The sequence below is a fragment of the Maricurvus nonylphenolicus genome (assembly GCF_042854845.1).
In the GTDB taxonomy this organism is placed as follows: Bacteria; Pseudomonadota; Gammaproteobacteria; order Pseudomonadales; family Cellvibrionaceae; genus Maricurvus; species Maricurvus nonylphenolicus.
Window position 1 is genome coordinate 1320095 of record NZ_AP031498.1, and the last position, 23308, is coordinate 1343402.

A 23308-nucleotide genomic window follows, 5' to 3' on the forward strand; every position below is an offset into this window, starting at 1 on the left:
GTACAAATGTACTACTTGGTTAAGAAGGGTTAAGTCATCTGCCTTTTGGCAGACAGCCTGTTATCGTTATAAAAGGCAGAAAAAGCAGCTGATAAGAGAAGAAATTGGGTAGCAGAGACTAAAAAGTCCACACCCTCAACTTTGCATATACTTCCGAGAGAAAGTCATGATTCAATTTACCCTCAACGGCCAATCGGTAGAAACCGATGTCGCCGGTGATACGCCATTGTTGTGGGTGGTTCGCGACCACTTCAAATTAAAAGGCTCCAAATTTGGCTGTGGGATGGGCCTGTGTGGTGCCTGCACCATGCACCTTAATGGCAGTGCGATTCGCACCTGTATTACCCCTGTAGCTGCAGTGATGAACCAACAGGTGACCACGATTGAAGGCCTGGGAACCCCGGATAACCTGCACATAGTGCAAGAGGCCTGGTTGCAGCACAATGTGCCCCAGTGTGGTTACTGTCAGTCCGGCCAAATTATGTCGGCCAGTGCCCTGTTAGCCCAGAACCCTAATCCTTCCGACAGCGATATTGATGCTGCCATGAGTGGCAATCTCTGCCGCTGTGGAACCTACCCGAGAATTCGTAAGGCCATTCACTCAGCCGCCAGTAAGCTCAATGCCGGCGTGCAGTATATGGATCCACAGGCGATGAGTAAGGAGGGCGAGGTATGAGCGAATTACAGCAATCCCGCCGTGGTTTCCTGAAACTGTTGGGACTTAGCAGTGGTGGTCTGCTAGTTACCGCGCCTTTAACAGCCTGTGCCAGTGCGGCGTTTCAGCCGGCAGGTGATAGTGGTGTGCAGGCCAATCCGTTTATTTTTATTGGCACTGATAATCAGGTGACCCTGTATCTTCCTCAAACTGAAATGGGGCAGGGTGTTATGCATGGCCTCAGCACCTTGGTGGCAGAAGAACTGAATCTGGCGCCTCAACGTATTCACTCAATTCATGCGCCTCCTCACGACAGCTTTGCCAACCCCCTGTTTGGCATGCAGTTAACTGGTGGCAGTACCAGTATTGCCGGGCACTATGAACCGCTAAGGCATGCTGCAGCGCAAGCGCGGGAATTATTGTTGAGTGCGGCGGCGCAAAAACTGTCTGCACCAAAAGACCAGCTGGTTATGCAAGACGGTGAGGTGATCTGGCAGGGGCAGGGTTACCCTGTCGGCGATTTTGCCGAGGTAGCTACCACCTTGCCAGCTCCGGATGTTGTGACAACCAAGCAGCCGCAGGATTTTCGTTTTATCGGTAAGGATTCCCAGCGTGTTGATGGTTTGGCCAAAGTCACCGGCCAGGCTGAGTTTGGTATGGATGTTGATTTTCCTGGTTTGTACCGCGCCGTGGTCAAGCGTTGCCCGGTGATAGGTGGCAAGGTTAAACGTTTTGACGCCAGTCAAGCACAGGCTATGGCGGGGGTAAAAACTGTTGTTGAAATCTTTAACGGTGTTGCCGTTGTCGCTGATAACTATTGGCAGGCCAAGCAAGCAGCCAATGTTATTGAGGTGGAATGGGATAAGCCCAATCTGGCCAGCTATTCTTCCGCTAATTTGCTGGCTGAAATGCAGGGCGCACTTGAGCAAAAAGGTGATAAGGGCGTTGACGAAGGCAATGCAAAAAAGGCCTTGAAGCAGGCTGCGCAAGTTGTCACCGCAGACTACTCCGCGCCTTTCCTGGCCCATGCCACCATGGAGACCATGAACTGCACAGTGAAGCTCGACGGCAATCGCGCCGAGGTGTGGGTGCCGTCCCAGGGGGCGGGTTTATCGCAGGAGATTGCCCACGAATACTCCGGCATTGACCGCGATAATATTGTTGTACATACCACGATGTTGGGCGGCGGTTTTGGTCGCCGAGCGAATCAGGATTATGTTGCCGAAGCAGTGAGCATTGCCAAGGCTGCAGGCGTGCCTGTGCAGCTGGTATGGAGTCGAGAAGATGATATGCAGAACGATTTCTATCGTCCTGCGGCGATTGCACGCATGCGGGCGGGTGTTGATAGCAACGGTACGATTTCCGCGTGGACTGCTAAACGTGCTGGTCCCAATATCATGCCCTATACCGTCGATGAGGCCGCAGGTCTGTTACTGCCCGAGTTTATGCCACAGGGTTTTGTCGAATGGATCAGTAAGCGCGGCTATGGGATTTTTGATGGCTGGCAGGTGGATCACTCCAGTATCGAAGGCCTCTATGAAGGTTACGATGTGGAGAACAAAGAGGTTCGCCATGTGACGGTTGACCCCGGTTTGCGGGTTGGCTTTTGGCGTTCAGTGGGCCATTCGTTCAGTGGTTTCTTCGCTGAGAGTTTTATGGACGAAGTGGCCCATGCCACAGGCCAGGATCCGGTGGCTATTCGTTTGGCTCATACCCATCATCAGGCTCGCAAGCGCAAGGTGATTGAAGTCGCTGCCGAGAAGGCAGGATGGGGGCAAGCTAAAGCGGGTATCAGCCAGGGTGTTGCTGCTGTCACCAGTTTTAGTTCCCATGTTGCGCAGGTTGTTGATGTTAGTGTTGAAAATAACCAGATCAAAGTTCACCGTGTAGTGTGCGTCGTGGACTGTGGGCGAGCAGTAAACCCTGACATGATTAAATCGCAGATGGAAAGCGGCATTATCTTTGGTATGACGGCTGCTTTGCACGGTGATATCACCCTGGACAAGGGCTCGGTTGTGCAGAGCAACTTCCATGACTACCCCTTACTGCGGATGCAGGAAACACCGGAAATCGATGTGCATATTATCGACGGTGATGAAGCGCCGACAGGTGTGGGTGAACCGGGTTTACCGCCGATAGCGGCAGCTATTGGCAATGCAGTATTTGCTGCGACAGGGCAGCGCTTAAGGCAGCTACCTCTACGTTTAACTTAAGGGCTTAAGCTCTGAACTGAGTGCGCTAGTAGCCAGTCCTCAGCATTCATGTTGAGGGCTGGCTACATTTTCTCAATTTCTTGTCCAATTCTCTTTAAATTCTGGTCAATTCCGCCATAGGGAGGGAATTGGGGGGATTGTGTGCGCTAAAATTGGCATTATTGGTTAGAGCTTGTGATAAATCGCACCGTTACAATATCGTTATGTTAGATACGCAATTAGAAGTTTTACAGGGCATTCGTTCTGCGCTGGAAGCAGGGCAAAAAGCTACCCTGGTTAGTGTGATTAAAACCTGGGGCAATGCACCGCGCCCGGTGGGGGCTCTGTTGGCGGTTGCCAGCAATGGCCGCTTTTGGGGTTCTGTGTCCGGTGGCTGTGTTGAAGATGATCTGATCGGCAAGCTTATCGAGCAGCCCGTCGATACACCGGAGTTGGCCATTTACGGTGAAACCGATGAAGAGCGCCAGCGTTTCGGTTTGCCCTGTGGTGGTACCCTGGAGTTATTGCTGGAGCCTTTGCGGACTACAGATGATGTTGATCCGCTGATCAAGGCGCTGGATGAGCGAGAAATCTTTATCCGCGAAACCTGCCTGGAGACCCGTAAGGTCACAGTTTCTGCTCTGACAGAAGTGTCTAAAACGCCGCCGGTGCCTGAGTTTGACGGTAAGGTGTGGCGTAACATTTTTGGTCCTGCATGGCGTTTGTTAATCATCGGCGCCGGACAAACCTCCCGTTATCTCGCTGATATGGCGATGGGCATGGGGTATAGCGTGAGTATCAGTGATCCCCGACCAGAATATCGCCTGGGCTGGGACTTGCCTGCCGCACCTTTACTGGAAGGTTATCCGGATGATGTGGTCACCGCGTTTAATCCTGATGCCCGCACAGCCATTGTGGCACTGACTCACGACCCACGTCTGGATGATGCTGCGCTTTTAACAGCTCTGTATTCCAATGCATTTTATGTGGGCGCCTTGGGGTCCATTCGCACGAATAATAAACGCCGTGAACGATTCCGAGAGCATTTTGATTTCGATGATCAAACTCTGGACAAACTGCATGGTCCGGTTGGTTTGCCTATTGGCAGTAAATCACCGCCGGAAATTGCCCTGGCCGTACTGGCGGAGCTAACCGCCCTGCGCAACGGGGTTGATCTTCGTGCCCGCTTGGATAATGCTGCTACTCTTGTTGATTAAATCAATTGTTGAGTAACAGGAGGCCAGTCTCGCTGTATGAAAGTCGGGCTACTCTTGGCTGCCGGTCAGGGCAGCCGCTTTGGCGGGGATAAATGCCTCGCACCTCTTGCCGACGGCACTCCTCTGGTTTTACAAGCTGCACGCAATTTACAGGGGGCAGTTGATCATCTAGTGGTGATTGCCAGGCCTGGTGATAGTGCCTTACAGCAGTTAATGCGAGATCAGGGCTTTACTGTAGTGGCTTGTGACAAGGCGCACCTGGGTATGGCAGAGTCCTTAAAGTGTGGGGTTGCCGCTACTCCCTCCGCCTCTGGCTGGTTAATTGCCTTTGCCGATATGCCGTTTATTCAACCGGCCAGCTATCAGGCTGTTGCTGATAGTCTCTCCAGCGACGACAGTCTTTGCGTTCCCTTTTGCCAGGATAAACAAGGCCACCCGGTAGGTTTTGGTTGTGGCTATCGGCAATTACTGCTGGCGTTACAAGGGGATGTCGGTGCGCGTTCTATACTCAAACAGTACCCCGATAAGATTCAGCGACTGACACTGGATGATGCGGGCATTGTATGGGATATTGACCGCCCGGAAGATCTGCAGCAGGCGAATAAGCAATTAAGCAATGACCAAAAAGGATAGAGACCAGGGGTTACTTGAAGGCGCACAGGGCACCTGGCTTGATATTTCCCGCACCTTCAGTATTGGTTTGGAGTTTTTTCGCGGCTTCCGCATGCTGCGCAATATTGGCCCCTGTGTCACCGTGTTTGGCTCGGCGCGCTTTGACGAGAACCATCGTTACTACAAAACGGCGCGGGAATTCAGTCAGTGTCTTGGTGAGGCCGGATTTACCATTATGACCGGCGGAGGCCCAGGTATTATGGAGGCCGCCAATCGAGGTGCCCGTGATGTTGGCGCCAAGTCTATCGGTTGTAATATTCAGCTGCCGATGGAGCAGATCCCTAATCCCTATCTGGATATGTGGGCAGAATTTGAACACTTCTACGTGCGCAAGGTGATGTTGGTAAAATATTCCTCCGCCTTTGTTGTCCTACCGGGAGGTTTTGGCACCATGGATGAAGTGTTTGAAACTCTTACCCTGATACAAACCGCCAAAATAAAACGCTTCCCCATTGTGGCGCTGGGCACAGAGTACTGGCAACACCTGCAGGAGTTTGTGCAGCGCTCCATGATTGAGACGGGCACCATCGAAACCGAAGATGTAGACCCGGTATTGGTGACTGACGATTTCGATCAGGCCTTTGATTATATTCGCCGTCACACCCTGCATTTATTCAATTAGTCCACTCCCATGTTAATCGATTCACACTGCCATTTTGATTTTGCCGAATTTGATGGCCAGCGTGATATCCTCTGGCAGTCCTGTCTGCAGGCGGGGATCAGTGCGCTTATTATGCCGGGTGTAGAACCTTCGCAGTGGCAGCAGCTGGCCGACATCAGCCAACAGTTCCCCGGCATTTACTACGCGGCAGGTTTGCATCCCTGGTGGGTTGAATCTTGTGAGTTGTCACCGGAAATGTTGCAGAGTCATCTACGTAAGTGGCTGGATCAGCATACCGATGTAGTAGCCATTGGGGAATGTGGTTTGGATGGCAAGCTTGACTATCCGTTGGCTAAGCAGATACCTTTTTTAGACGCCCAGTTGGCTTTGGCCAGGGAATATGAATTACCGGTTATCCTGCACGGCTATAAAGCCCATCAACCCTTGCTGGAACGAATAAAGCATTTTGGCTTAGCCAAAGGTGGTGTTATCCACGGTTTTAGCGGTAGTCTGGAGTTGGCTTTAAGTTACTGGCGTCTGGGGTTTCGTATAGGAGTAGGGGGCACGGTGACTTATCCCCGTGCCAATAAAACCCGTAAAGCCGTTGCTCAGCTTCCCCTCGAAGCAATCCTGTTGGAAACTGATGCGCCAGATATGCCATTGCAGGGTTATCAGGGGCAAGCCAATACGCCATTAAGGGTAGCTGATGTGGCGCGATGTGTAGCAGAGCTGCGTGGTGAGTCGCTGGAGCAGGTGAGTGAGCAGACCAGCGAGAATAGTCGGTTATTATTTGGTTTGCTAAAATAACCGCCATGAGTTTCGATCCGCAACAGTTTAAATCCCAATTTCCTTTATTTGCCCAATCTGAAAATAGCGACCTGGTCTATTTGGATAATGCGGCGACCACGCAGCGTCCGCAAACTGTGATTGATGCGATCAGTCACTTCTACCTGCATGATAATGCTAATACTCACCGCTCAAGCCATCGCCTGGCTCGACAGGCTACAACCATGGTGGAGCGCTGTCGTGAAAAGGCCGCGGCATTTCTTGGCGCAAAATTATCACAAGAGATTATTTTTTGTCGCGGAGCCACCGAAGCATTAAATCTTTTAGCGTTCAGCTTGGGCGAGTCACTACAAGCCGGTGATGAAATTATTTTATCCACAGCCGAACATCATGCCAATCTGGTGCCATGGCAGCGTGTTGCCCAGCGCACGGGGGCGGTATTGCGTTTTATCGAAGATTCGCAAGGCGTGTTGGATATTCATCAGTTAAACACACTGATCAATGATAAAACCCGCATAGTGTCTATAAGCGCAGCGTCTAATGCGTTGGGGGTGAAAACAGATTTATACAGCGTTAAACAATTGTTGGCTGGCCGTAATATCAATTGGATTGTGGATGCCGCCCAATTAGCAGCGCACCAAGTGATAGATGCGCAGGCTTTAGGCTGTGACTTTCTTGTGTGCTCGGCTCATAAATTCTTTGGACCAACAGGCATTGGTTTGCTTTACGGTCGCGAAGATGCCTTATCGCTTTTACCTCCCTGGCAAAGCGGCGGTGAAATGATTACCCATGTGGCTTTAACGCAAAGTGAATATGCCCAGGCGCCTCATCGTTTTGAAACCGGTACATCCTCACTGGCTGCCATCGCAGGTTTGGAAGCCGTGTTGGATTGGTGGGGGCAGCAGGATCGTCAAGCGATCCAGGATTATGAGCAGCAATTGACTCACTATCTGCATAAATCTCTATCCGCGTTACCCAATATTAAGGTGTTATCCCCCCTTGCGCAGAATGTCGGTGTGGTGGCGTTTGTACCCTCAGACAAAACATCGATTGCAGATATGGCCCATTGGTTAGATGAGCAGGATATCGCTGTGCGGGCAGGACACCACTGTGCCATGCCATTAATGGAGCGAGTCACAGAAGGGGGGAGTTTACGCGCCTCGGTGATGGCCTATAACACCCGCGAAGATATTGATCGATTGATCGCCGCGATAAAATCTCAGCCTGCACAGATATCATCTGCAGCGTTATCCGATGCGGAAGACATTATTCTTACGGATGTTTCAAACTACGATATTGATGCATTGCACCAGCAGCGCGGCTGGCAGAAACGCTACAAATTGTTACTGGGGTGGGGCGAAGCCGTTGTCACTCAACCGTTGATGCGTAGATCGCAATATCTGGTAAAAGGCTGTGAAGCCGAAGCCTGGCTCTACCATAGTCAGCAGGGGGATCAGCACTTTTTTGCCGTCGACAGTGATGCCCGTGTGGTAAAGGGGTTGGCCTCGCTTCTACTGGTTTATCTTCAGGGCCGCACTAGCACGGAGATTGAAAGTCTGGACCTGGCGGCAGAATTTCAGGCGCTGGGGTTAGACAAGCACTTGAGCCCTTCGCGCAATAATGGCTTTAGAGCATTGATGCAGGCGGCGCTGGAATATGCTCAGGTGTCGCAGGCGTGACTGGTTAGTCCGTGATCGCACCGGATTTTGTCGTCAAAACACCGGGGATTAACAAAAATTAACCCGTAGAACCCCGAGTCCCTATGCTAACCTAACTCACATCATGCAGCCCTGCGTGACCACGATAACTATATAGGGAAGCTTACAGGAGCCTCGAATGAAATCTTTACTACGCCCACTTGGCCTTGGCCTGGCCTTTTCACTTGCATCTTTTACCACTATGGCGGAAGTCAGTGTTGGCGCAAAAGCCCCTGCCGTAACCACTCCGGCCGAAGAGCTGGTACTGGAAAATAACGAAGTGGTGTACCGCGATTGGGCGCCCACAGAACTGACCGGCAAGCTGCGCGTGGTTTATCACCTGAATGCCGAGATGGGTGTTGATGCGATTAACAAACCCTTTGTGGATTCTGTTGAGGCGCTTAAATTGAGTTCTGATACTTTTTCCATGCTGACCGTATTGAACGTTGCCGACAGTTCCTACTTTGTTAAAAGCATGGCGCAAGGCGACTTCGAAGCCAAGCGTGAAGAATACGTAGAGTCAGAGTTTATTTGGGACGAAGATGCGGGTGTGCGTGATTCCTGGGGTTTAGCCGATGAAGGTTCCAGTGTCACTATTGTAAGTAAGGATGGCCAGGTGTTGGCGCATAAAGATGGCAAGTTAACAGCCGAAGAAGTTCAGCAATTTGTGGCTGTTATTCAGGATAACTTGAAGTAACGCTTTGCCGTTAGTTTCAAGTAATAAAAAAGGGGGAGATGATTTCATCTCCCCCTTTTTCGTATTTAAGCGAGTAAATACTTTTCCGCTTACTTTTCCCACCAGGGATAAAACGGAGGCATATCCGTAGACGCTTTGCTGGTGAACTCCGGCTCACGTTTCTCTAAAAACGCCGGAATCCCTTCTTTAGCATCGGTTCGGCTGGCATAGAAGATAGCCAGTGAATCTACATTGTGCGCATCACGCGGATGTGGCGCTGCAGACAGGCGATACAGCATCTGGCGAGCCAGAGCGATAGAGACCTGTGACTTCTTGCTGATGCTGCGGGCAATCTCATAGGCTGCTTCCAGCATATCTTCCGGCGCATGTACGGAACGTACCAAGCGGGTTTGCAGGGCTGTTTCAGCGTTAAAGATCTCTCCGGTGTAGACCCACTCTAATGCTTGGGAAATACCGACAATACGTGGCAGGAACCAACTGGAACAGGCTTCAGGGGTAATGCCGATCTTCTCAAACACAAAACCGATACGCGCTTTCTCAGAGGCCACGCGGATATCGGCTGCTGCCAGCATGGTTGCACCAATGCCGACGGCTGCACCGTTAATGGCTCCGATGATGGGTTTTTTACAGTCGTACATGGCCAGGGTTACGCGACCGCCGGTATCGCTGATACCTTCCAGGTATTCGTTCTCTTCCATATCGGCAACGGTGGGCTGGGCCTCTTCGTCCAGGCCAAAGACATTGCCACCAACGCTCAAGTCCATACCGGCACAGAAAGCTTTACCGGCGCCTGTAAGCACGATGGCATTGACGCTGTCATCATCACTGGCGCGATTGTAGGCATGGATCAGCTCTTCGTGCATTTCCACGGTAAAGGCGTTCATATGATCCGGGCGATTTAGGGTCAGTGTCAGGATGCCATCGGCAACCTCGTACTTGAGCGTGTTGTAATCCATCGAGTATGTCTCTTTCTGTCTTGGTGTTTTGTAATGATCGTTATTCTAGGGGTTAACCCTTAGCTTAGGGTAGGGGCGAAAATGGCGGAAATCTGGTTAAAAGCGACATCGGTCAGAAATAGAGGAACCTACCCAGAAGGATTTACAGCTTACCCAGAGCGGGCAATAATAGCGCGAATTAAAATAAATACTCATTAGGGGTTATCCATGCGTTTGATTTTGGCTTTGTTGCTGCCTTGGTTGCAGTTTTTTACCATCGGTCGTCCATTTGCCGGTATTATCTGTTTGATTTTGCAATTGACTCTGGTGGGTTGGTTGCCAGCGGCCATCTGGTCTGTGTATGCGCTGAGTCAGTATAAAACCGATCAGAAGATCGAAGAAGCGATGAAGGATAAGTAACACTAAACGCAGTTTATCGTTTAATAAAAAGCGGAGCCCTGTGGCTCCGTTTTTTTGTGCCTGCGATTTACAGAAATAACAGGCACAAAAAAGGGCTCCCGAAGGAGCCCTGAAAAGGGGGTTACAAGTCTAATAACCCGAGGGAAGAACTTACCTTTAGGTTACTGGCTTAGAAGCGCAGCATACCTTGCAGGGCAACACTACGTGGGCGATCGTAGAACGCGTAGTAGGCGGTGCCGCTACCAGCAGTAAAGCTGTTGGATACTGGCAGCTGATTAGAGAAGCTCATCACTTCTTCGTCAGTCAGGTTCTTACCAACCAGTGCCACTTCCCATTGACCGTCGGAAGCACCCAGTGCCAGACGCAGGTTAACCTTGGTGTAGGAGTCCTGTTCGGTACGTGAGTCCAGAGTCGGAGAAGTGAAGTAGTCATCGCTGTAGATCAGGTCCAGCGTAGAGCGGAATTCCAGAGCATCCCCTAATGGGCGGATGTAGTCGGCAGTCAGGCTGCCAGTCCACTCAGGAGTGAATTCACGGGTTTCGCCACTGATATCACACTGGCCAGCATGAGAGGTGCTGTTTGGTGTTTGACCAAAGGCACACTGGGAGTTCGGGAACTTGTCGTACTCGAAGTCCAGATAAGCCAGGGCGCCGGACAGGGTCAGGCCTTCGCTTACACGCCAGCGACCATCCAGTTCCAGACCTTGGGTCGTAGCTTCACCGGCATTGGTTACGTTAAAGCCCAGGGTGCCGTCGAACTGAGAGGTTTGCAGGTCGGTGTACTCGGTGCGGAACAGAGCGACATTCATTTCAGCAGCGCCATCCAGCAGAGTGAACTTACCACCGATTTCAATGCTCTCAGCTTCTTCTTCTTCAAACTCGAAAACACCTTCAACATCAAGGGTAGGAATGCCTGCGAGGCCGCCTGCACCTACAGTTGGGTGAGCGTTGGAGCGAACGTCAAAACCGCCGGATTTATAACCAGTAGTCCAGGAGATGTAAACCATCGCATCATCGGTCAGATCGTGTTGCAGGGTTACTAGCGGAGTGAAAGAGGTCTCGTCACGGTCATCTGCAATGCTATGTTCTTCAACACCAAAGGCACCAAACAGACCGGTCAGGGTTGGGTCGACTGCACCGTTTGCATCCAGGTGGAATTGGCGACGAGAAGCTTCTTTCTCTTCATCGGTGTAACGAGCGCCCAAAGTTAGACGGGTTTCGTCTGTAATGTTCCAGGTCGCCTGAGCGAAGATGGACCAGAGCTCGCTCTCTTGATCGAAGTCGCGAGAGCTGCTTGCACCGCGCATTGGGTCAACATTTACGAGTTCTCCGCCGAGTGCTGCATTAAAACCTGGATCAAGAGGGTTACCGCCAACAGCAGCGAGGGCTGATGCGAAGGCGACTCCTGTAGGCAGCAAGCTATCTTCCGGGACAACCAGCTTATCATCAAATTCCAGTTCATTTTCTTGATAGAAAATACCAGCAATCCAGTCGATAGTTTCACCGCCTGGAGAAGTAATACGGAATTCCTGGCTGTACTGTTCAAACTCTTCTTCAGAGGTCAGCTCAATCAGCTCTGCGGAGATAAAGTCACAGTCACAGTGCTCGGTGTACTCGTAGGCGTTGTAACCCGTGATAGAGGTCAGGGTGTAGTCGCCGATACCGTATTCAACAGTAATGGTGACATTTTCCATGTCATTCTCAGAGAAGTCACCATTACTGGTACGCTCAAAGTCGTCGCCGTTGGTATTAAGCGAATAGCTTGAACCCGCAGAGGTTATGCTTGGTAAGGCTCCACCGGTCAAGAGACCTTGGTTCGCATTGATACCCGTTAAGCGATCTAGTTGAGCTTCGTAGGAGGTTGCTCCCAGAGTAGTTTCTTGAGTAACACCAATATTACGACCTTTAGAGTCAAAGCTGCCGTCTTCAACTTTCAGGGTTACAGACAGATCATCAGAGGCATCCCAAACCAGGGTACCACGGATAAAGGTTTCATCATCATCCTGCTCGTCGTTGTCCAGGAATTCGTTATCGAAGTAACCGTCCATGGTGCGATCCATAATCGCTAAACGGCCGGACAGGTTTTCGGTAATAGGACCGGAAACCACTAAATCAATTTGCTGCTCGTCGTGCTCTGGCTCATACAGGGCACCGATTTTTGCTTCGAACTCATCGGTAGGTTTGGCGCTGGTCATGCTGATCGCACCGGCGATGGAGTTTTTACCGAACAGAATACTTTGTGGACCACGCAAAACTTCTACACGCTCCATATCGAACATAGGAGCACGAGTCAGCTGGGCACGACCGTAGTAGATACCGTCAACGTACTGACCAACAGACTGTTCAAAACCCTGGTTAATACCGGAGCTGATGCCGCGGATAGCAACGTTGGTACCAATACCGGTTTGGTTGAAGGTCAGGTTAGGAACCAGGCCTGTCATGCCTTCCAGATTGGTGATACCGGCTTCTGCCATTTTCTCACCGCCAACGGCGTTAACAGAAAGTGGTACGTCTTGCAGGCTTTGCTCACGCTTTTGAGCGGTAACGATCACTTCTTCCAAAGTGAAGGCAGCGCTGTCTTGTGCAAAAACGGGGGTAGATGAAGCGATAGCTGAACCGATAGCCAGGCTCAGCGCGTGTTTCATGGCGATACGCATAGAACTCTCCTGAATGTAAATCTTATTATGTTTATCACCTGCGATGTCCGATTGGCGGACAGGCAGTTACGAAGAGGACGTATGGAAATGGCGCGAAGGGACAAACTTTTTTAAAAAAAGTGTGACTCTGAGGTCTCGCCCGTCAGCCGTGGGCTGGCCGTAATAGGTAAAAAAGTATGGATTAAAAATTGTGGGTAACGGCCAGCGTAAGCGTCCGGCCAAAAGCATTGTGTAAGGCGCTGTCGAAGCGAATATCGTCGTAGACCTCGGGTGGGTCTTCATCGGTGACGTTGAGAAGAGTGGCGCTTAGGGAGGTTTTCCCCTTGGGGAAGTCGTAGTGGTAGTAGAAGTCAAAGGTTTCAAAGGCATCCACGCGGCGGAAGCTGATCAGGTCTTCGTGAATGGAGCCGCGCAGAATATTCAGGCCGTCATCGGTATAGCTGCCAATATGGTTATAACGCAGCACGGCATTGTGGTTACCCTGCTGCCATTCGATATAGGCCTTTCCCTGCCACTGAGGCAGGGCCTGCAGGAAGGTGCCGTTATTGGCGCGGCCGGCGGCATCGAAGCTTTCGTTGAGTTCGTCGCTGGCGACCCGGTAGCGGTGCAGGTAGGCGATATCGAGGCCGGTGGTAATCCAGGCGTCAGCCACCGGGAAGCCGACCTTGGCTTCCAGGTCGATACCGTCGAGCTTGAGTTTCGGGCCGTTAATGTAGTGGGTGATGATACGTTGGATATTACCGGTATTGTCACGGATTACCTGATCGGCAAAGCGTGAGCTGGGATCGGCGTCAGCTTTGGCTATCACAGCGTTGGGGTTTTCCTGAATAATCGGATCGGTTAAATCGATACGCCAATAGTCGAGAGTGATTTGACTGTTTTCAGTAGGAGTAAGGATCAGGCCCAGGTTGTAGTTGGTGCCTTTTTCGGGGTCGAGATCTTCACTGCCAATGCGATCTACTGGCTTAAAGCTCAGTGCCGCACCAATGGATTCCTGGGCGCTGACATTTAAGCTGGTTTGATTCAGTGAGGGTGCCCGGAAGGTTGTGCCGGTGGAGGCTCGCACTGACACCATGGGGTTAAGGTTCCAGATGGCCGCCAGTTTCGGATTAATGCTGTGGCCAATATTGCTACCGTAATCTTCAAAACGCAGCGCCAGTTGTAAATCGACATTATGAGAAGCGGGCACCATGGCCTCTGCGAACAGGGCAAAGACCTCCTGGCTAACCTTGTCTTCGGTGCCACCGCGGACAAACACAAACTCGCCAGAGGGGGAGCCATCGGCGTCAATCTCGCCGGGGCTGAGTGCGATATTACTGATGTCGTTAAAGCCAATATCCAAGCTTTCATAGCGATATTGGCTGCCAAGGGCGTAACGCAACACGCCCTGCTTAAGGTTAATGCTGTTGGTGTAGAGGCCTTCAATAACACCCAGTTCACTGGTGTTTTTCTGCTCAAGCTCTTCAGTGATCCAGTTAAGCAGATCGGGGTCGTTGGCCAATGCAGCATTGTATTCACTGCTACTGGGCAGCGCCGAAGAGAAGGGGTTGTAGTACAGACAGCCATTGGCGCCGGGGGTGTTGGTTTGACAGCTGGGGCCGCCAAGTCCTTGCATGGCCAGTTGCCAGCGTTCGCGCAGGGCGTCGGGTGTGGTGGCCTTGGCTGTATTGCGAGCGTAAATAAGGGATACGTCATACTCACCGTTAGTACCCACAAGTCCTTTAAGCCCCGTTAATAATCGGTAGGTATCGTGATCACGGGTACCTTCCGCCGCAGAGCTGTTGGCATCGCGCAGGCGGCCCTGGAAAATGGCCCCACCACTGAAGTCTGCCGGATTGCCATCAGCCTGCAGAGCTCCGGGGTTGTTAGCCAGAAAATCAACGAGTCCTGGGTGAGTCGGAGCCATATATAGAGATACATCGGCATCGCGGCTTGGCGCAAAGCTGGCGGTGGTTTTCCACTGCGGTAAGCGGGTGCGAGCGTACAGCAGTTCACCGTAAAGCTGCCTGTCACCGGGCAGGTCGACGGTCAGGCTGTTAAAGATATTCAGGTGGCGTTCGTCTTCAATCAGATTATCGAAGTTAACAAACTGATGGCCACAGCGGTTTTGATTAATCGGTACGCCACCGCCGGAAGCACAGCCGGGGTCAGCCACCAGGCTGTTGCCATTGTTAAGGGCAATGGCGGCTTCATCGTTAGTTACGCCACCAGCGGCCGTGGCGGCATCGATGGGAATAAACGCACCAGGGTTACCGACCCGTGATTGGCCAAACAGGGTGGTATTGATACTGGGCAGGTCGACACGAGGGTGAGTGACGCTCGATCGATCCGTAACTTTAAGTTCATTGCGACGCTGGTAATCAATACTGGTCATCCAGTGCCAGTTGTCACCCTGGTGGCCCCAAAGCAGGCCGAGGGTCCAATCGCCGTCACTATCATCGATATGTTTAGCGCTGGCACTGAGTTGTACGCCTTCAAAATTCTGCTCGGTGACAAAGTTAATCACCCCGGCTACCGCATCAGATCCGTAGGTCGCCGCAGCACCATCTTTTAAAACCTCAATACGGCTAATCGCGCCCATGGGCAGGGTGTTGAGATCAACAAAGGCCTGACCGTCGTTATGGGGCAGAGCGCTGGTCACCGTGCGGCGACCGTTGAGCAGTACCAGGGTGCGGCTCACACCCAGGCCGCGCAGGTTTACATTGGCAGTACCCGCGGCATTGTTGTTGTCGAATTGGTTGCTCTGGTTCTCGGTACCCGAGACGGCGGTCATGGTTGCGATGAGGTCGGCGGCTGTGGGTGAGCCGGCCGAAGAAAAATCCGTGTCGTTAAGGATTTGGATATTGCTGGCATAGGGTGGGCGGCGGCCTTTGATATAGCTGCCGGTCACCACGATTTCTTCCAGCTGCTGGCGCTGGCCAGTGCTCGGTGCCGGGGTATCTTCGGCTACGCGGGTAATACGGAAGTATTCGCCTTCCTGGATCGCGATCAGGCCGGAATCCTTGAGCAGTTTTTTGAGGGTTTGCTCGAGGGTGTAGTGGCCGTTCAGGCGGGCATGCTCATGGTCTATCGACAGTTCCGGGTCAAACACTATGCCGACACCGGTTTCACTCACCAGTTTAACCAGGGATTGTTTCAGGTCGCCTGCCGGTATTTGTAAGGGGAAAGTTTGAGCTGAATCTGCGGAAGCAGGTAGCCATACGCAAGAAGCCAGCAGACCGAGGGCCAGCTGGCGACAGGTATTCTTAGGGCTCCCGTTGTTTAATCTCGTGCGTGTGCTCGAGAGGGAGCTTTGCTGTTCTCTCTTTCTGCTATGCAAACCGCGTAATTATTATTGTCGTCGGTGGTTTGCGGCTTCTGTTTTCTGGTTAACAGGTAAAGTGTTAACAGGCCTTAGCTGCCGGGCTTTTCGGCGTAAAGCGTGACCGTTTCGTCGGTCTTTTCAAGCCGCAGTGGAAGGGTATTATCCAACGCCTGCAGCATTAAGTCGATATCATCGGCCGGGAAAATTGCAGTCACTGAGAGGTCATGCAGATTCTCTTCGCCGAGGGTAATCGCCTGTGGGCTGTAACGATTGAGGTCCAGTAAGACATCTTCGAGCTTGGCATCGAAGTAGATGCGCAGGCCGCGACGCCAGGCGCCAGCGGCGCTGGGCTCGATATTGGCCACCGGGCTCAGCGAACCACTGTTGAGCAGTTGTACACGCTGGCCAGCGGTAAGCACTTCGGCGTCTTGTTGCTGCAGGCTGCTGACTTCTACACGGCCTTCTTCAACACTCACTTGTGAGAAGCCGGTAACCGTGTTGACGTTAAAGTGAGTGCCCAGCACGGTGACGCGGGAATCACGGGTATCAACGATAAAGGGGCGTTTGGCATCCTTGGCGACATCAAAGAAGGCTTCACCCTGAGCCAGATTGATATGGCGCTGGGTTTCGCTGAGGCTGATTTCGATGCGGCTGTTCGCAGCCAGGGTCACCACACTGCCATCGGGCAGGAAGATTTCGCGGTCTTCGGCTTTGGCGGTTTGATAGCTGACCGGCGCAGTGGCTTCAGGGGTTAGCGTTGATGAAATAAATGGCCAGCTGACCAAGGCTACCGCCAACATGCTGACAGCGGCAAAGGCATAGGATGGGCTCAATAGGTTTTGTAGGCCAGAGCCGAGCTTCTGCCACAGGCTGGGGCTTGCGCTTTCGAGTGGCTCCAGAGATTTCAGGTCGGCCATATTGGCTGTGGCCTGAGTGATGGCTTCCAGTTCGGCAAAGGCCTGGGCATGCTCACTATCCAGAGACAGCCAACGGGCAAAGCGCTCGCGGTCGGCGCCGGTAGCCTGGTCTGATTCCAGCAGCATAAACCAATCGCGCGCCTGTTGGGCGGGACTGGGGATCAAGTGAGTCAGATCATCAAGGTCTTGATCTGTGGCCATGGGTGTTATTCCTCAAATCGGTGCGCCAGAAAGTTCTGGCAAGTTTCCAACGCACGCATTACATGCTTCTTCACGCCTTCTACGGAAATCCCCATATCATCGGCGATTTCCCGGTAACTCAGTTGGTGTACGCGGCTGAGAATAAAGGCCCGGCGGCGTTTGGCGGGCAGTTTCTCAATCACCGTTTGCAGGGTTTCAATCTGCTCACGGCTTAACAGCAGGCGCTCCGGAGAATCCAGTGTGGAATCACTCGGTTGTTCCTGCAGTTTGTCGCGATGGTTATCCCTCACCTGCTCTTTACGCAGTTGATCAACCGTGAGGTTTCTCACCAGTTGAAACAGGTATGCGCGTGGCTGTTCCACTTTATGCGGCTCTGCGAGACACATAAATCGCTCAAATGCCTGCTGAACAATGTCGCAGGCTTCTTCATGACTTCGTTGCCATTTGCCTTGTAAATAGTGCACCAGCTCCGGTTGATGCTGTTGATAGACATCATCCAGGTTTATGGCGCGCTCTTGGCCACCCTCACTCTCTCGCATCACGATAGCCGAGTTTCTCGGTCGTGAATTAGGTGGACGAGCCCCGGCATCTGGCTTGGCAGTCGTCGACGCGGCCAAGGCCATAGGGTTTCCCTCATATCTGGTCCGTAGTCGGACTCTTGTTCTGATACCTGAGAGGACGTATAGGCAGACCAAATCGGGACAAATAATTTCATAAGTGAAGTTTAATGGAGCTCAGACCGATACGCGAGGAAAGCAGTGGGGAATATAAGACCTGTTATTCCCCAAATTGTTCGGTGGTATAGCGCCAGGCTTGCAGGTTTTCCGGCCAGCTATCCATGGCAATGCCGGCTTTTTTAAACAGGTGCTGCAGGAATACTTCAGGGGCTGGCAGTTGCTGCCAAACGGCGGGTAAGAAAGTGGCCTGATGGCTGCCCGAGCGGATGGTAAGGCCATCAATACCTGGGCGGAGCTGATTTAACAGGTGTGCCTTGTTACGGAACTCGATGGGCTCTTCCGGGCTGAGCAGGGAGATTTCAATATGCAGTTGATCCAGTTCACTCTCATCAAGTGGTGGGAAGCGAGGGTCGCTAAAGGCGGCGGCAAAGGCGTGTTCGGCGACATCTTCATACAGCGGTTGGTAGGCGGTAAGCGCACCTATGCAGCCACGCAGAAAGCCCTGTTTATGCAGGGTGACAAAGCTGCAGCCCTGCTCTCGCAGGCTGGGATCGGTGTCTTCTGCTTTGGGGTGCCAGTGCTTGCCGTGCAAACCTGCGGCTATGGATTGACGGGCGATATCTAATAGCTGTTGCTGCTCAGTAGGTGTCATCAGACTGCTCCCAGGAATTAATGCAGCGCATAGGCGCCATAGCCTACAACGCGATCCTTATCGCCTGCCGTATCACCGGAATTGCGTACATCCAGCGTTGTCAGTTGCATTCGCTTGGCGTGTGCACAACACAGCAGGCCGTTGATGGCACGACAGCCGCAGGCCTGCTCACCATTAAGGTGATGGTCAAAGGACTCTATGGCCTGGGTAGTCCGGCGGTCAGTGGATTTGGCGTTGCTGTATTCCAGATAATGACTGAGGTCAGAGCTGATAATGATCAGGGTTTCATCGCCACCCCACAGCATATCCAGCACTTCGGCCACGGTTTCCGGTTCTGCATCCCCGACCACCAGTGGAATCAGCTCAAAATCATCCAGCAGGGTTTGCAGGAAGGGCAGTTGTACCTCCAGGCTATGCTCCAGCCGGTGGGCATCGGCTAGTGGTTGAACCAGATTGAGGTGTTCCAGCTGCTCCAGTACCTGGGTATCCAGGGGGATAATCCCCAGCGGGGTACGGAAACTGTCGCAATCGGGCGAGGCTATCCCCTTAAAAGGCACTCTATGGCTGGGACCCAGTAGGACTACCCGGTGAATATCTTCTCGGTGTTTCAAGGTGCGAAAAGCACTGGCTGCAATCGGCGCCGAGTAAACATAGCCCGCATGGGGTGTGATAAGCGCCTTGGGGGCCCAGGTTTTAAAGGGGCCGCTGCGCCCAGCGTTATCCAGATAAGTCTTTATATCCCGATGCAGTTGCTGAGGGTCGGCGGGGTAGAAGCTACCAGCGACAGCGCTGGGGCGGATACGCAGATGGGCGCGTGGAGGAATTTGTTGTGAGGCCATGGTGTGCTCCCGTGAAGTCTCGTCTAGGGGGGCTTGTTTTGTGCCGGGTTGGTCATATATTAAACAGTATAGGCGGCAAGTCGCTGGTGGAAAGTCCACAGCAGGAGGTTTGTATGTCGGGTTTGATCTTTAAAGGGGCGGGTAGTCTGGAGCCACCTGCAACGGTGCCCACTCATTATTGGCACACGCTGGACGATGGTCGCATTCAATGCGATGTCTGCCCCCGAGCCTGCAAGCTGCGAGAGGGGCAGCGAGGCCTGTGTTATGTTCGTGGGCGTGAAAACGACGCCATTGTATTGCACAGCTATGGCCGCTCCAGTGGCTTTTGTATTGATCCCATTGAAAAGAAACCCCTCAACCACTTCTTACCGGGCACCCCGGTGCTCTCCTTTGGCACTGCCGGCTGCAACCTGGCCTGCAAGTTCTGTCAAAACTGGGATATGAGTAAATCCCGCGAAATGGATACCCTGTGTGACTCCGCCATGCCGGAATCCCTGGCCGATAACGCCAAACGATTGGGCTGCCGCAGTATTGCTTTTACCTACAATGACCCGGTCATATTTATGGAATACGCCGTGGATGCAGCCCAGGCTTGCCGCGAGAAGGGCATAAAATCCGTAGCCGTCAGTGCCGGGTATATGTGCGATGCGCCGCGACAGGAATTTTATGGTGCGATGGATGCTGCCAATATTGATTTAAAAGCCTTTAGTGAACGTTTCTATAAAAAAATCTGCGGTGGGGAGTTACAGGCAGTTTTAGAAACCCTGGAATACCTGAAGCACGAAACCAACGTCTGGTTTGAAATTACGACGTTACTGATTCCCGGCCAAAATGACAGTGATCAGGAGTTGCACGCTATGACGGAGTGGATTTCTGAACATTTGGGGCCAGATGTACCACTTCATTTCACAGCCTTTCATCCTGACTGGAAAATGAAAGACATAGTTCATACACCATCGGCGACCTTAACGCGCGCCAGGCAAATAGCGCTCAGTAAGGGCTTACATTATGTCTATACCGGTAACGTCCATGATAGTAGTGGCGGCAGTACCTATTGTCCCTCCTGTAAGGAGCGTTTGATTGAGCGAGATTGGTATGAGTTGGGAGAATGGCATTTGGATGCTCAAGGATGTTGTGGTTATTGCCAAGCTCCGATCGCGGGAGTGTTTGAAAAGGCTCCTGGGGATTGGGGGGCTAGGCGTCAGCCGGTGCGTTTGCATTAATTTGGTTTGTTGGTGAGTGCCGTAACCCCGGTTTACCCGAGGGAGGGGGACGCCTATTCCCGGCTGCAAGACTTCTCCTGAGGTGCTCGCTCTGCGGAACTCGCAAACGACGCTCAGACAGTCCTCGAAAACGCTCCCACCTCAGGAGAAGTCTTAAGCGCAGCCTGATTGGTCATAGGCATCCCCCTCCCTCGGGTAAACCTACCTGTGGATAAATAAAGTCTGGTCGGAGTTGAGATGAAGGGGTCTGACCCATTGGGTCAGACCCCGGGCTTGTTAAGTTCTATTTGGCGCTGCACATTGTTAGGAGTCAGCCGGGTGAAACTGCTCGTAGCAATCAGCCCATTGCTTAAGCGGCCGGAAAAAGTCAGGGTAGTCGCGGAGGTTGTTTGAGCGAATGCGAGTTTACGTAGCGCTGACTTTTTCCGGCCGCTTATGGGCGCGAAGAGCAGCTTTACCCGGCTGACTCCGGATTTAGCACCACAATTGCAAGAAACAAATCATATTCCCATAAAAGGGAACTCTTAAAGTTATATTCGGTCTCTAGGGATAACCATTTAGCTTACCCAAAAAGCTATTCACACAATAGGATAAACAAGTGACAGCAATTACTTCTCTGTACTATCGAGCTCTCGATAATCTACGTCATTTTGACGGCCTGGGCCCCTTGGCTCTACGCCTGTTTTTAGGGCCAATCTTTATCTTTGCCGGCTGGAAAAAAATCACAGGTATTGAAGATACCATTGCCTGGTTTGGCAATCCGGACTGGGGCTTGGGTCTACCCATGCCTGAACTGCTGGGTTGGGCTGCGGCGCTGACAGAGTTTGGTGGTGGTATTTTGTTAATTGCCGGACTGGCTACGCGTCTGGTGAGTATTCCCCTGATGATCACCATGCTGGTGGCGGCCTTTGCCGTACATTGGCCTCACGGTTGGCAGGCGGTAGCCGATCCCTCTTGGTTATATGCCAATGAGCGGGTGGTGGAGTCTGCAGAGCGCCTTGCCCGTGCCAAAGAAATTCTGAAGGAACACGGTAACTATGACTGGCTCACTGGTCGTGGCAGCTTGGTCATTCTCAATAGTGGCATCGAGTTTGCGGCGACCTACTTTATTATGTGTTTGGTGCTGCTGTTTACCGGTGGAGGTCGTTATGTCAGCGCCGACTACTGGATTGCCAGGGCTCAAGGGAGGGCCTAAACCCCGCCGTTATTTGGCAATAGGGTACCGCTGCCATCATTCAAAGGTACCCTAGACGCCAGCGACTGATATATACTGCTCAGCTTTCGATCAGCCAATGGACCTGAATTTTGATAGGTAATCTGTTTCGCAAGCTGAGTGGCCAATCTTCCGACAAGCCCGCAGCCAAAAAATCTGCCAACAACCGCCAGGATCACCGCGGTGATAAAACCGGCAAAAAGCCCAAGAAGGGCCAGGCCGCGAAAGGTGAAAAAGGGCAGTCAGATAAGCAAGACGCGTCTTCTTCTAACCCTCGTAACCAGAATAAACGTCGTAATAACCGCCGTCGTAGCAATAAGCCTGCAGCCAAGCCATGGGATATTTCCCAGTATGCGGTGCCTGAGGAAGAGGGCAAAACCCGCTTCCACGATCTGGATCTGCCACTGGATGTGATGCACGCTATCTCTGATCTGGGTTATCAATACGCTTCGCCTATTCAGGCCCAATCACTGCCGCATACCCTCAATGGTCACGATGTGCTGGGTAAAGGCCAAACCGGTACCGGTAAAACAGCAGCGTTCCTGCTGACTATTATTGATGATTTGCTGCGTCACCCTATTGAAGGTGAGCGTTATGCGGGTGAGGCCCGTGCTCTGGTGATTGCGCCAACCCGTGAGTTGGTGATGCAGATTGCTGATGATGCTAAAAATCTGACCAAGTATACGGATTTGAAGGTACACACCCTGGTGGGTGGTATGGATTACGGTAAACAGCAGCAGCGATTGAACAATGAGCTGGTGGATATTCTGGTGGCAACGCCGGGGCGTCTGTTGGACTTCTGTGGCAATCAGGATGTTTATCTGGATCAGGTGGAGATTCTGGTGCTCGATGAAGCCGACCGTATGCTGGATATGGGCTTTATTCCGCAGGTGCGTCGTATTGTGCGTCAAACCCCGAAAAAGTCCCACCGCCAAACCCTGTTCTTCTCCGCCACTTTCACCGATGAGGTGATGAACCTTGCCGATCAGTGGACGGATCAGGCTATCAAGATTGAGATTGAACCTGAGAGTGTGGCGACTGACCGGGTTGATCAGCGCGTTTATCTGGCTGCCACCGAAGAGAAATACAGTTTGCTCTACAACATCCTGCAGCAGGAAGATGTGGAAAGTCTGATCGTGTTTGCCAACCGTCGTGATGAATGCCGCCGTTTGCATGAAAAGCTCGAACGCCACGACTTTAAAGCTGGCTTGTTATCCGGTGAAATTGCCCAGAATAAGCGGGTGAAAACCCTGGAAGGCTTTAAGAGCGGTGCTTTGAAAGTGTTGGTAGCTACCGATGTGGCGGGTCGTGGTATTCATATTGATGGCATCAGCCATGTGGTGAACTTTACCTTGCCGGAAGAGCCGGAAGACTACGTACACCGTATTGGCCGTACTGGTCGAGCGGGCCGTACCGGTACCTCAATCAGCTTCGCTTGCGAAGATGATGCTTTCCGCCTGGAGCCTATTCAGGAGCTGCTGGGTCAAAAACTCAAATGTGAGATGCCACCAGAGCACCTGTTGATTGATACGCCGCCTTTGGGGCCGCGCAAAGACACCGGTGACCGCGGCGAGCGCCGTGGTGGCGGTGGCGGACGTGGCCGTGGAGATGGCCGCGGACGTGGCGGTCCTCGTCGTCGCTCATAATCACCTTTTCGAAAGGCTCTTAAGTTCAACTTAAGGGCCTTTTTTCTGGCTTTGACTAAACTTAAAGACATTGACCTTGTGACCGCTACATACTTAGCTGGTCTGGAT

The 23308-nt window shown here is 52.3% G+C and carries 19 protein-coding genes; 12 read left to right on the forward strand and 7 right to left on the reverse strand.

What is annotated here, in order from left to right; translation table 11 throughout:
• Window positions 1-166 precede the first annotated feature (166 nt).
• From ACGHZ6_RS05535 to ACGHZ6_RS05570, 8 genes are all read left to right on the forward strand, one after another.
• On the forward strand, window positions 167-676 hold the full coding sequence (locus ACGHZ6_RS05535) for a (2Fe-2S)-binding protein (protein WP_390617818.1): 510 nt from the start codon (window positions 167-169) through the stop codon (window positions 674-676).
• Entirely contained in the window at window positions 673-2868 is a 2196-nt protein-coding gene (locus tag ACGHZ6_RS05540) for a molybdopterin cofactor-binding domain-containing protein (protein ID WP_390617819.1), read from the forward strand. Before ACGHZ6_RS05535 ends, ACGHZ6_RS05540 begins: the two co-directional genes overlap by 4 nt.
• 203 nt (window positions 2869-3071) lie before the next feature.
• A complete protein-coding gene (locus tag ACGHZ6_RS05545; RefSeq protein WP_390617820.1) occupies window positions 3072-4064 on the forward strand; it encodes an XdhC family protein in 993 nt (330 codons plus the stop codon).
• A 36-nt stretch (window positions 4065-4100) separates the two neighbouring features.
• A complete protein-coding gene (locus ACGHZ6_RS05550) occupies window positions 4101-4697 on the forward strand; it encodes an NTP transferase domain-containing protein (protein ID WP_390617821.1) in 597 nt (198 codons plus the stop codon).
• Complete coding sequence (locus ACGHZ6_RS05555; protein WP_390617822.1) at window positions 4681-5358, forward strand: TIGR00730 family Rossman fold protein; 678 nt, start codon at window positions 4681-4683, stop codon at window positions 5356-5358. The genes ACGHZ6_RS05550 and ACGHZ6_RS05555 overlap by 17 nt, the downstream gene beginning before the upstream one ends.
• Before the next feature lie 9 nt (window positions 5359-5367).
• Window positions 5368-6144 carry a TatD family hydrolase gene (locus ACGHZ6_RS05560; RefSeq protein WP_390617823.1) on the forward strand — a complete coding sequence of 259 codons (777 nt, stop codon included), beginning with the start codon at window positions 5368-5370 and terminating at the stop codon, window positions 6142-6144.
• Window positions 6145-6149: 5 nt separating this feature from the next.
• On the forward strand, window positions 6150-7802 hold the full coding sequence (locus ACGHZ6_RS05565) for an aminotransferase class V-fold PLP-dependent enzyme (RefSeq protein ID WP_390617824.1): 1653 nt from the start codon (window positions 6150-6152) through the stop codon (window positions 7800-7802).
• A gap of 157 nt (window positions 7803-7959) precedes the next feature.
• Window positions 7960-8517, forward strand: coding sequence for a YtfJ family protein (locus ACGHZ6_RS05570; protein WP_390617825.1), 558 nt, complete (start codon window positions 7960-7962; stop codon window positions 8515-8517).
• A gap of 89 nt (window positions 8518-8606) precedes the next feature.
• Here ACGHZ6_RS05570 and ACGHZ6_RS05575 read toward each other — a convergent pair whose 3' ends face one another.
• Window positions 8607-9473 (reverse strand): crotonase/enoyl-CoA hydratase family protein, encoded by an 867-nt coding sequence (locus ACGHZ6_RS05575; RefSeq protein WP_390617826.1) that lies wholly within the window; start codon window positions 9471-9473, stop codon window positions 8607-8609.
• Between the two features lie 207 nt (window positions 9474-9680).
• Between ACGHZ6_RS05575 and ACGHZ6_RS05580 the strand changes: the two genes are divergently transcribed.
• On the forward strand, window positions 9681-9872 hold the full coding sequence (locus tag ACGHZ6_RS05580; RefSeq protein ID WP_390617827.1) for a YqaE/Pmp3 family membrane protein: 192 nt from the start codon (window positions 9681-9683) through the stop codon (window positions 9870-9872).
• A 169-nt stretch (window positions 9873-10041) separates the two neighbouring features.
• Here ACGHZ6_RS05580 and ACGHZ6_RS05585 read toward each other — a convergent pair whose 3' ends face one another.
• The 6 genes from ACGHZ6_RS05585 to amrB all read right to left on the reverse strand — a co-directional run bounded on the left by ACGHZ6_RS05585 (window position 10042) and on the right by amrB (window position 19118).
• Complete coding sequence (locus ACGHZ6_RS05585; protein ID WP_390617828.1) at window positions 10042-12528, reverse strand: TonB-dependent receptor; 2487 nt, start codon at window positions 12526-12528, stop codon at window positions 10042-10044.
• 181 nt (window positions 12529-12709) lie between these two features.
• A complete protein-coding gene (locus ACGHZ6_RS05590) occupies window positions 12710-15643 on the reverse strand; it encodes a TonB-dependent receptor domain-containing protein (protein ID WP_390617829.1) in 2934 nt (977 codons plus the stop codon).
• A 278-nt stretch (window positions 15644-15921) separates the two neighbouring features.
• On the reverse strand, window positions 15922-16950 hold the full coding sequence (locus ACGHZ6_RS05595) for a FecR family protein (RefSeq protein WP_390617830.1): 1029 nt from the start codon (window positions 16948-16950) through the stop codon (window positions 15922-15924).
• Between the two features lie 5 nt (window positions 16951-16955).
• Window positions 16956-17573: a sigma-70 family RNA polymerase sigma factor gene (locus tag ACGHZ6_RS05600; RefSeq protein WP_390617831.1), complete on the reverse strand. Its 618-nt coding sequence runs from the start codon at window positions 17571-17573 to the stop codon at window positions 16956-16958.
• Window positions 17574-17727: 154 nt separating this feature from the next.
• Complete coding sequence (amrA, locus tag ACGHZ6_RS05605) at window positions 17728-18279, reverse strand: AmmeMemoRadiSam system protein A (protein ID WP_390617832.1); 552 nt, start codon at window positions 18277-18279, stop codon at window positions 17728-17730.
• A gap of 17 nt (window positions 18280-18296) precedes the next feature.
• Window positions 18297-19118 (reverse strand): AmmeMemoRadiSam system protein B, encoded by an 822-nt coding sequence (gene amrB / locus ACGHZ6_RS05610; RefSeq protein ID WP_390617833.1) that lies wholly within the window; start codon window positions 19116-19118, stop codon window positions 18297-18299.
• A 113-nt stretch (window positions 19119-19231) separates the two neighbouring features.
• Here amrB and amrS point away from each other — a divergent pair, with 113 nt between their 5' ends.
• From amrS to rhlB, 3 genes are all read left to right on the forward strand, one after another.
• The gene (amrS, locus tag ACGHZ6_RS05615; RefSeq protein ID WP_390617834.1) at window positions 19232-20341 is read left to right on the forward strand and encodes an AmmeMemoRadiSam system radical SAM enzyme; all 1110 of its coding nucleotides are present in this window, start codon (window positions 19232-19234) and stop codon (window positions 20339-20341) included.
• Between the two features lie 598 nt (window positions 20342-20939).
• On the forward strand, window positions 20940-21536 hold the full coding sequence (locus ACGHZ6_RS05620; RefSeq protein WP_390617835.1) for a DoxX family protein: 597 nt from the start codon (window positions 20940-20942) through the stop codon (window positions 21534-21536).
• Window positions 21537-21646: 110 nt separating this feature from the next.
• Complete coding sequence (rhlB, locus tag ACGHZ6_RS05625) at window positions 21647-23200, forward strand: ATP-dependent RNA helicase RhlB (protein WP_390617836.1); 1554 nt, start codon at window positions 21647-21649, stop codon at window positions 23198-23200.
• The last annotated feature ends 108 nt before the right edge of the window (window positions 23201-23308 follow it).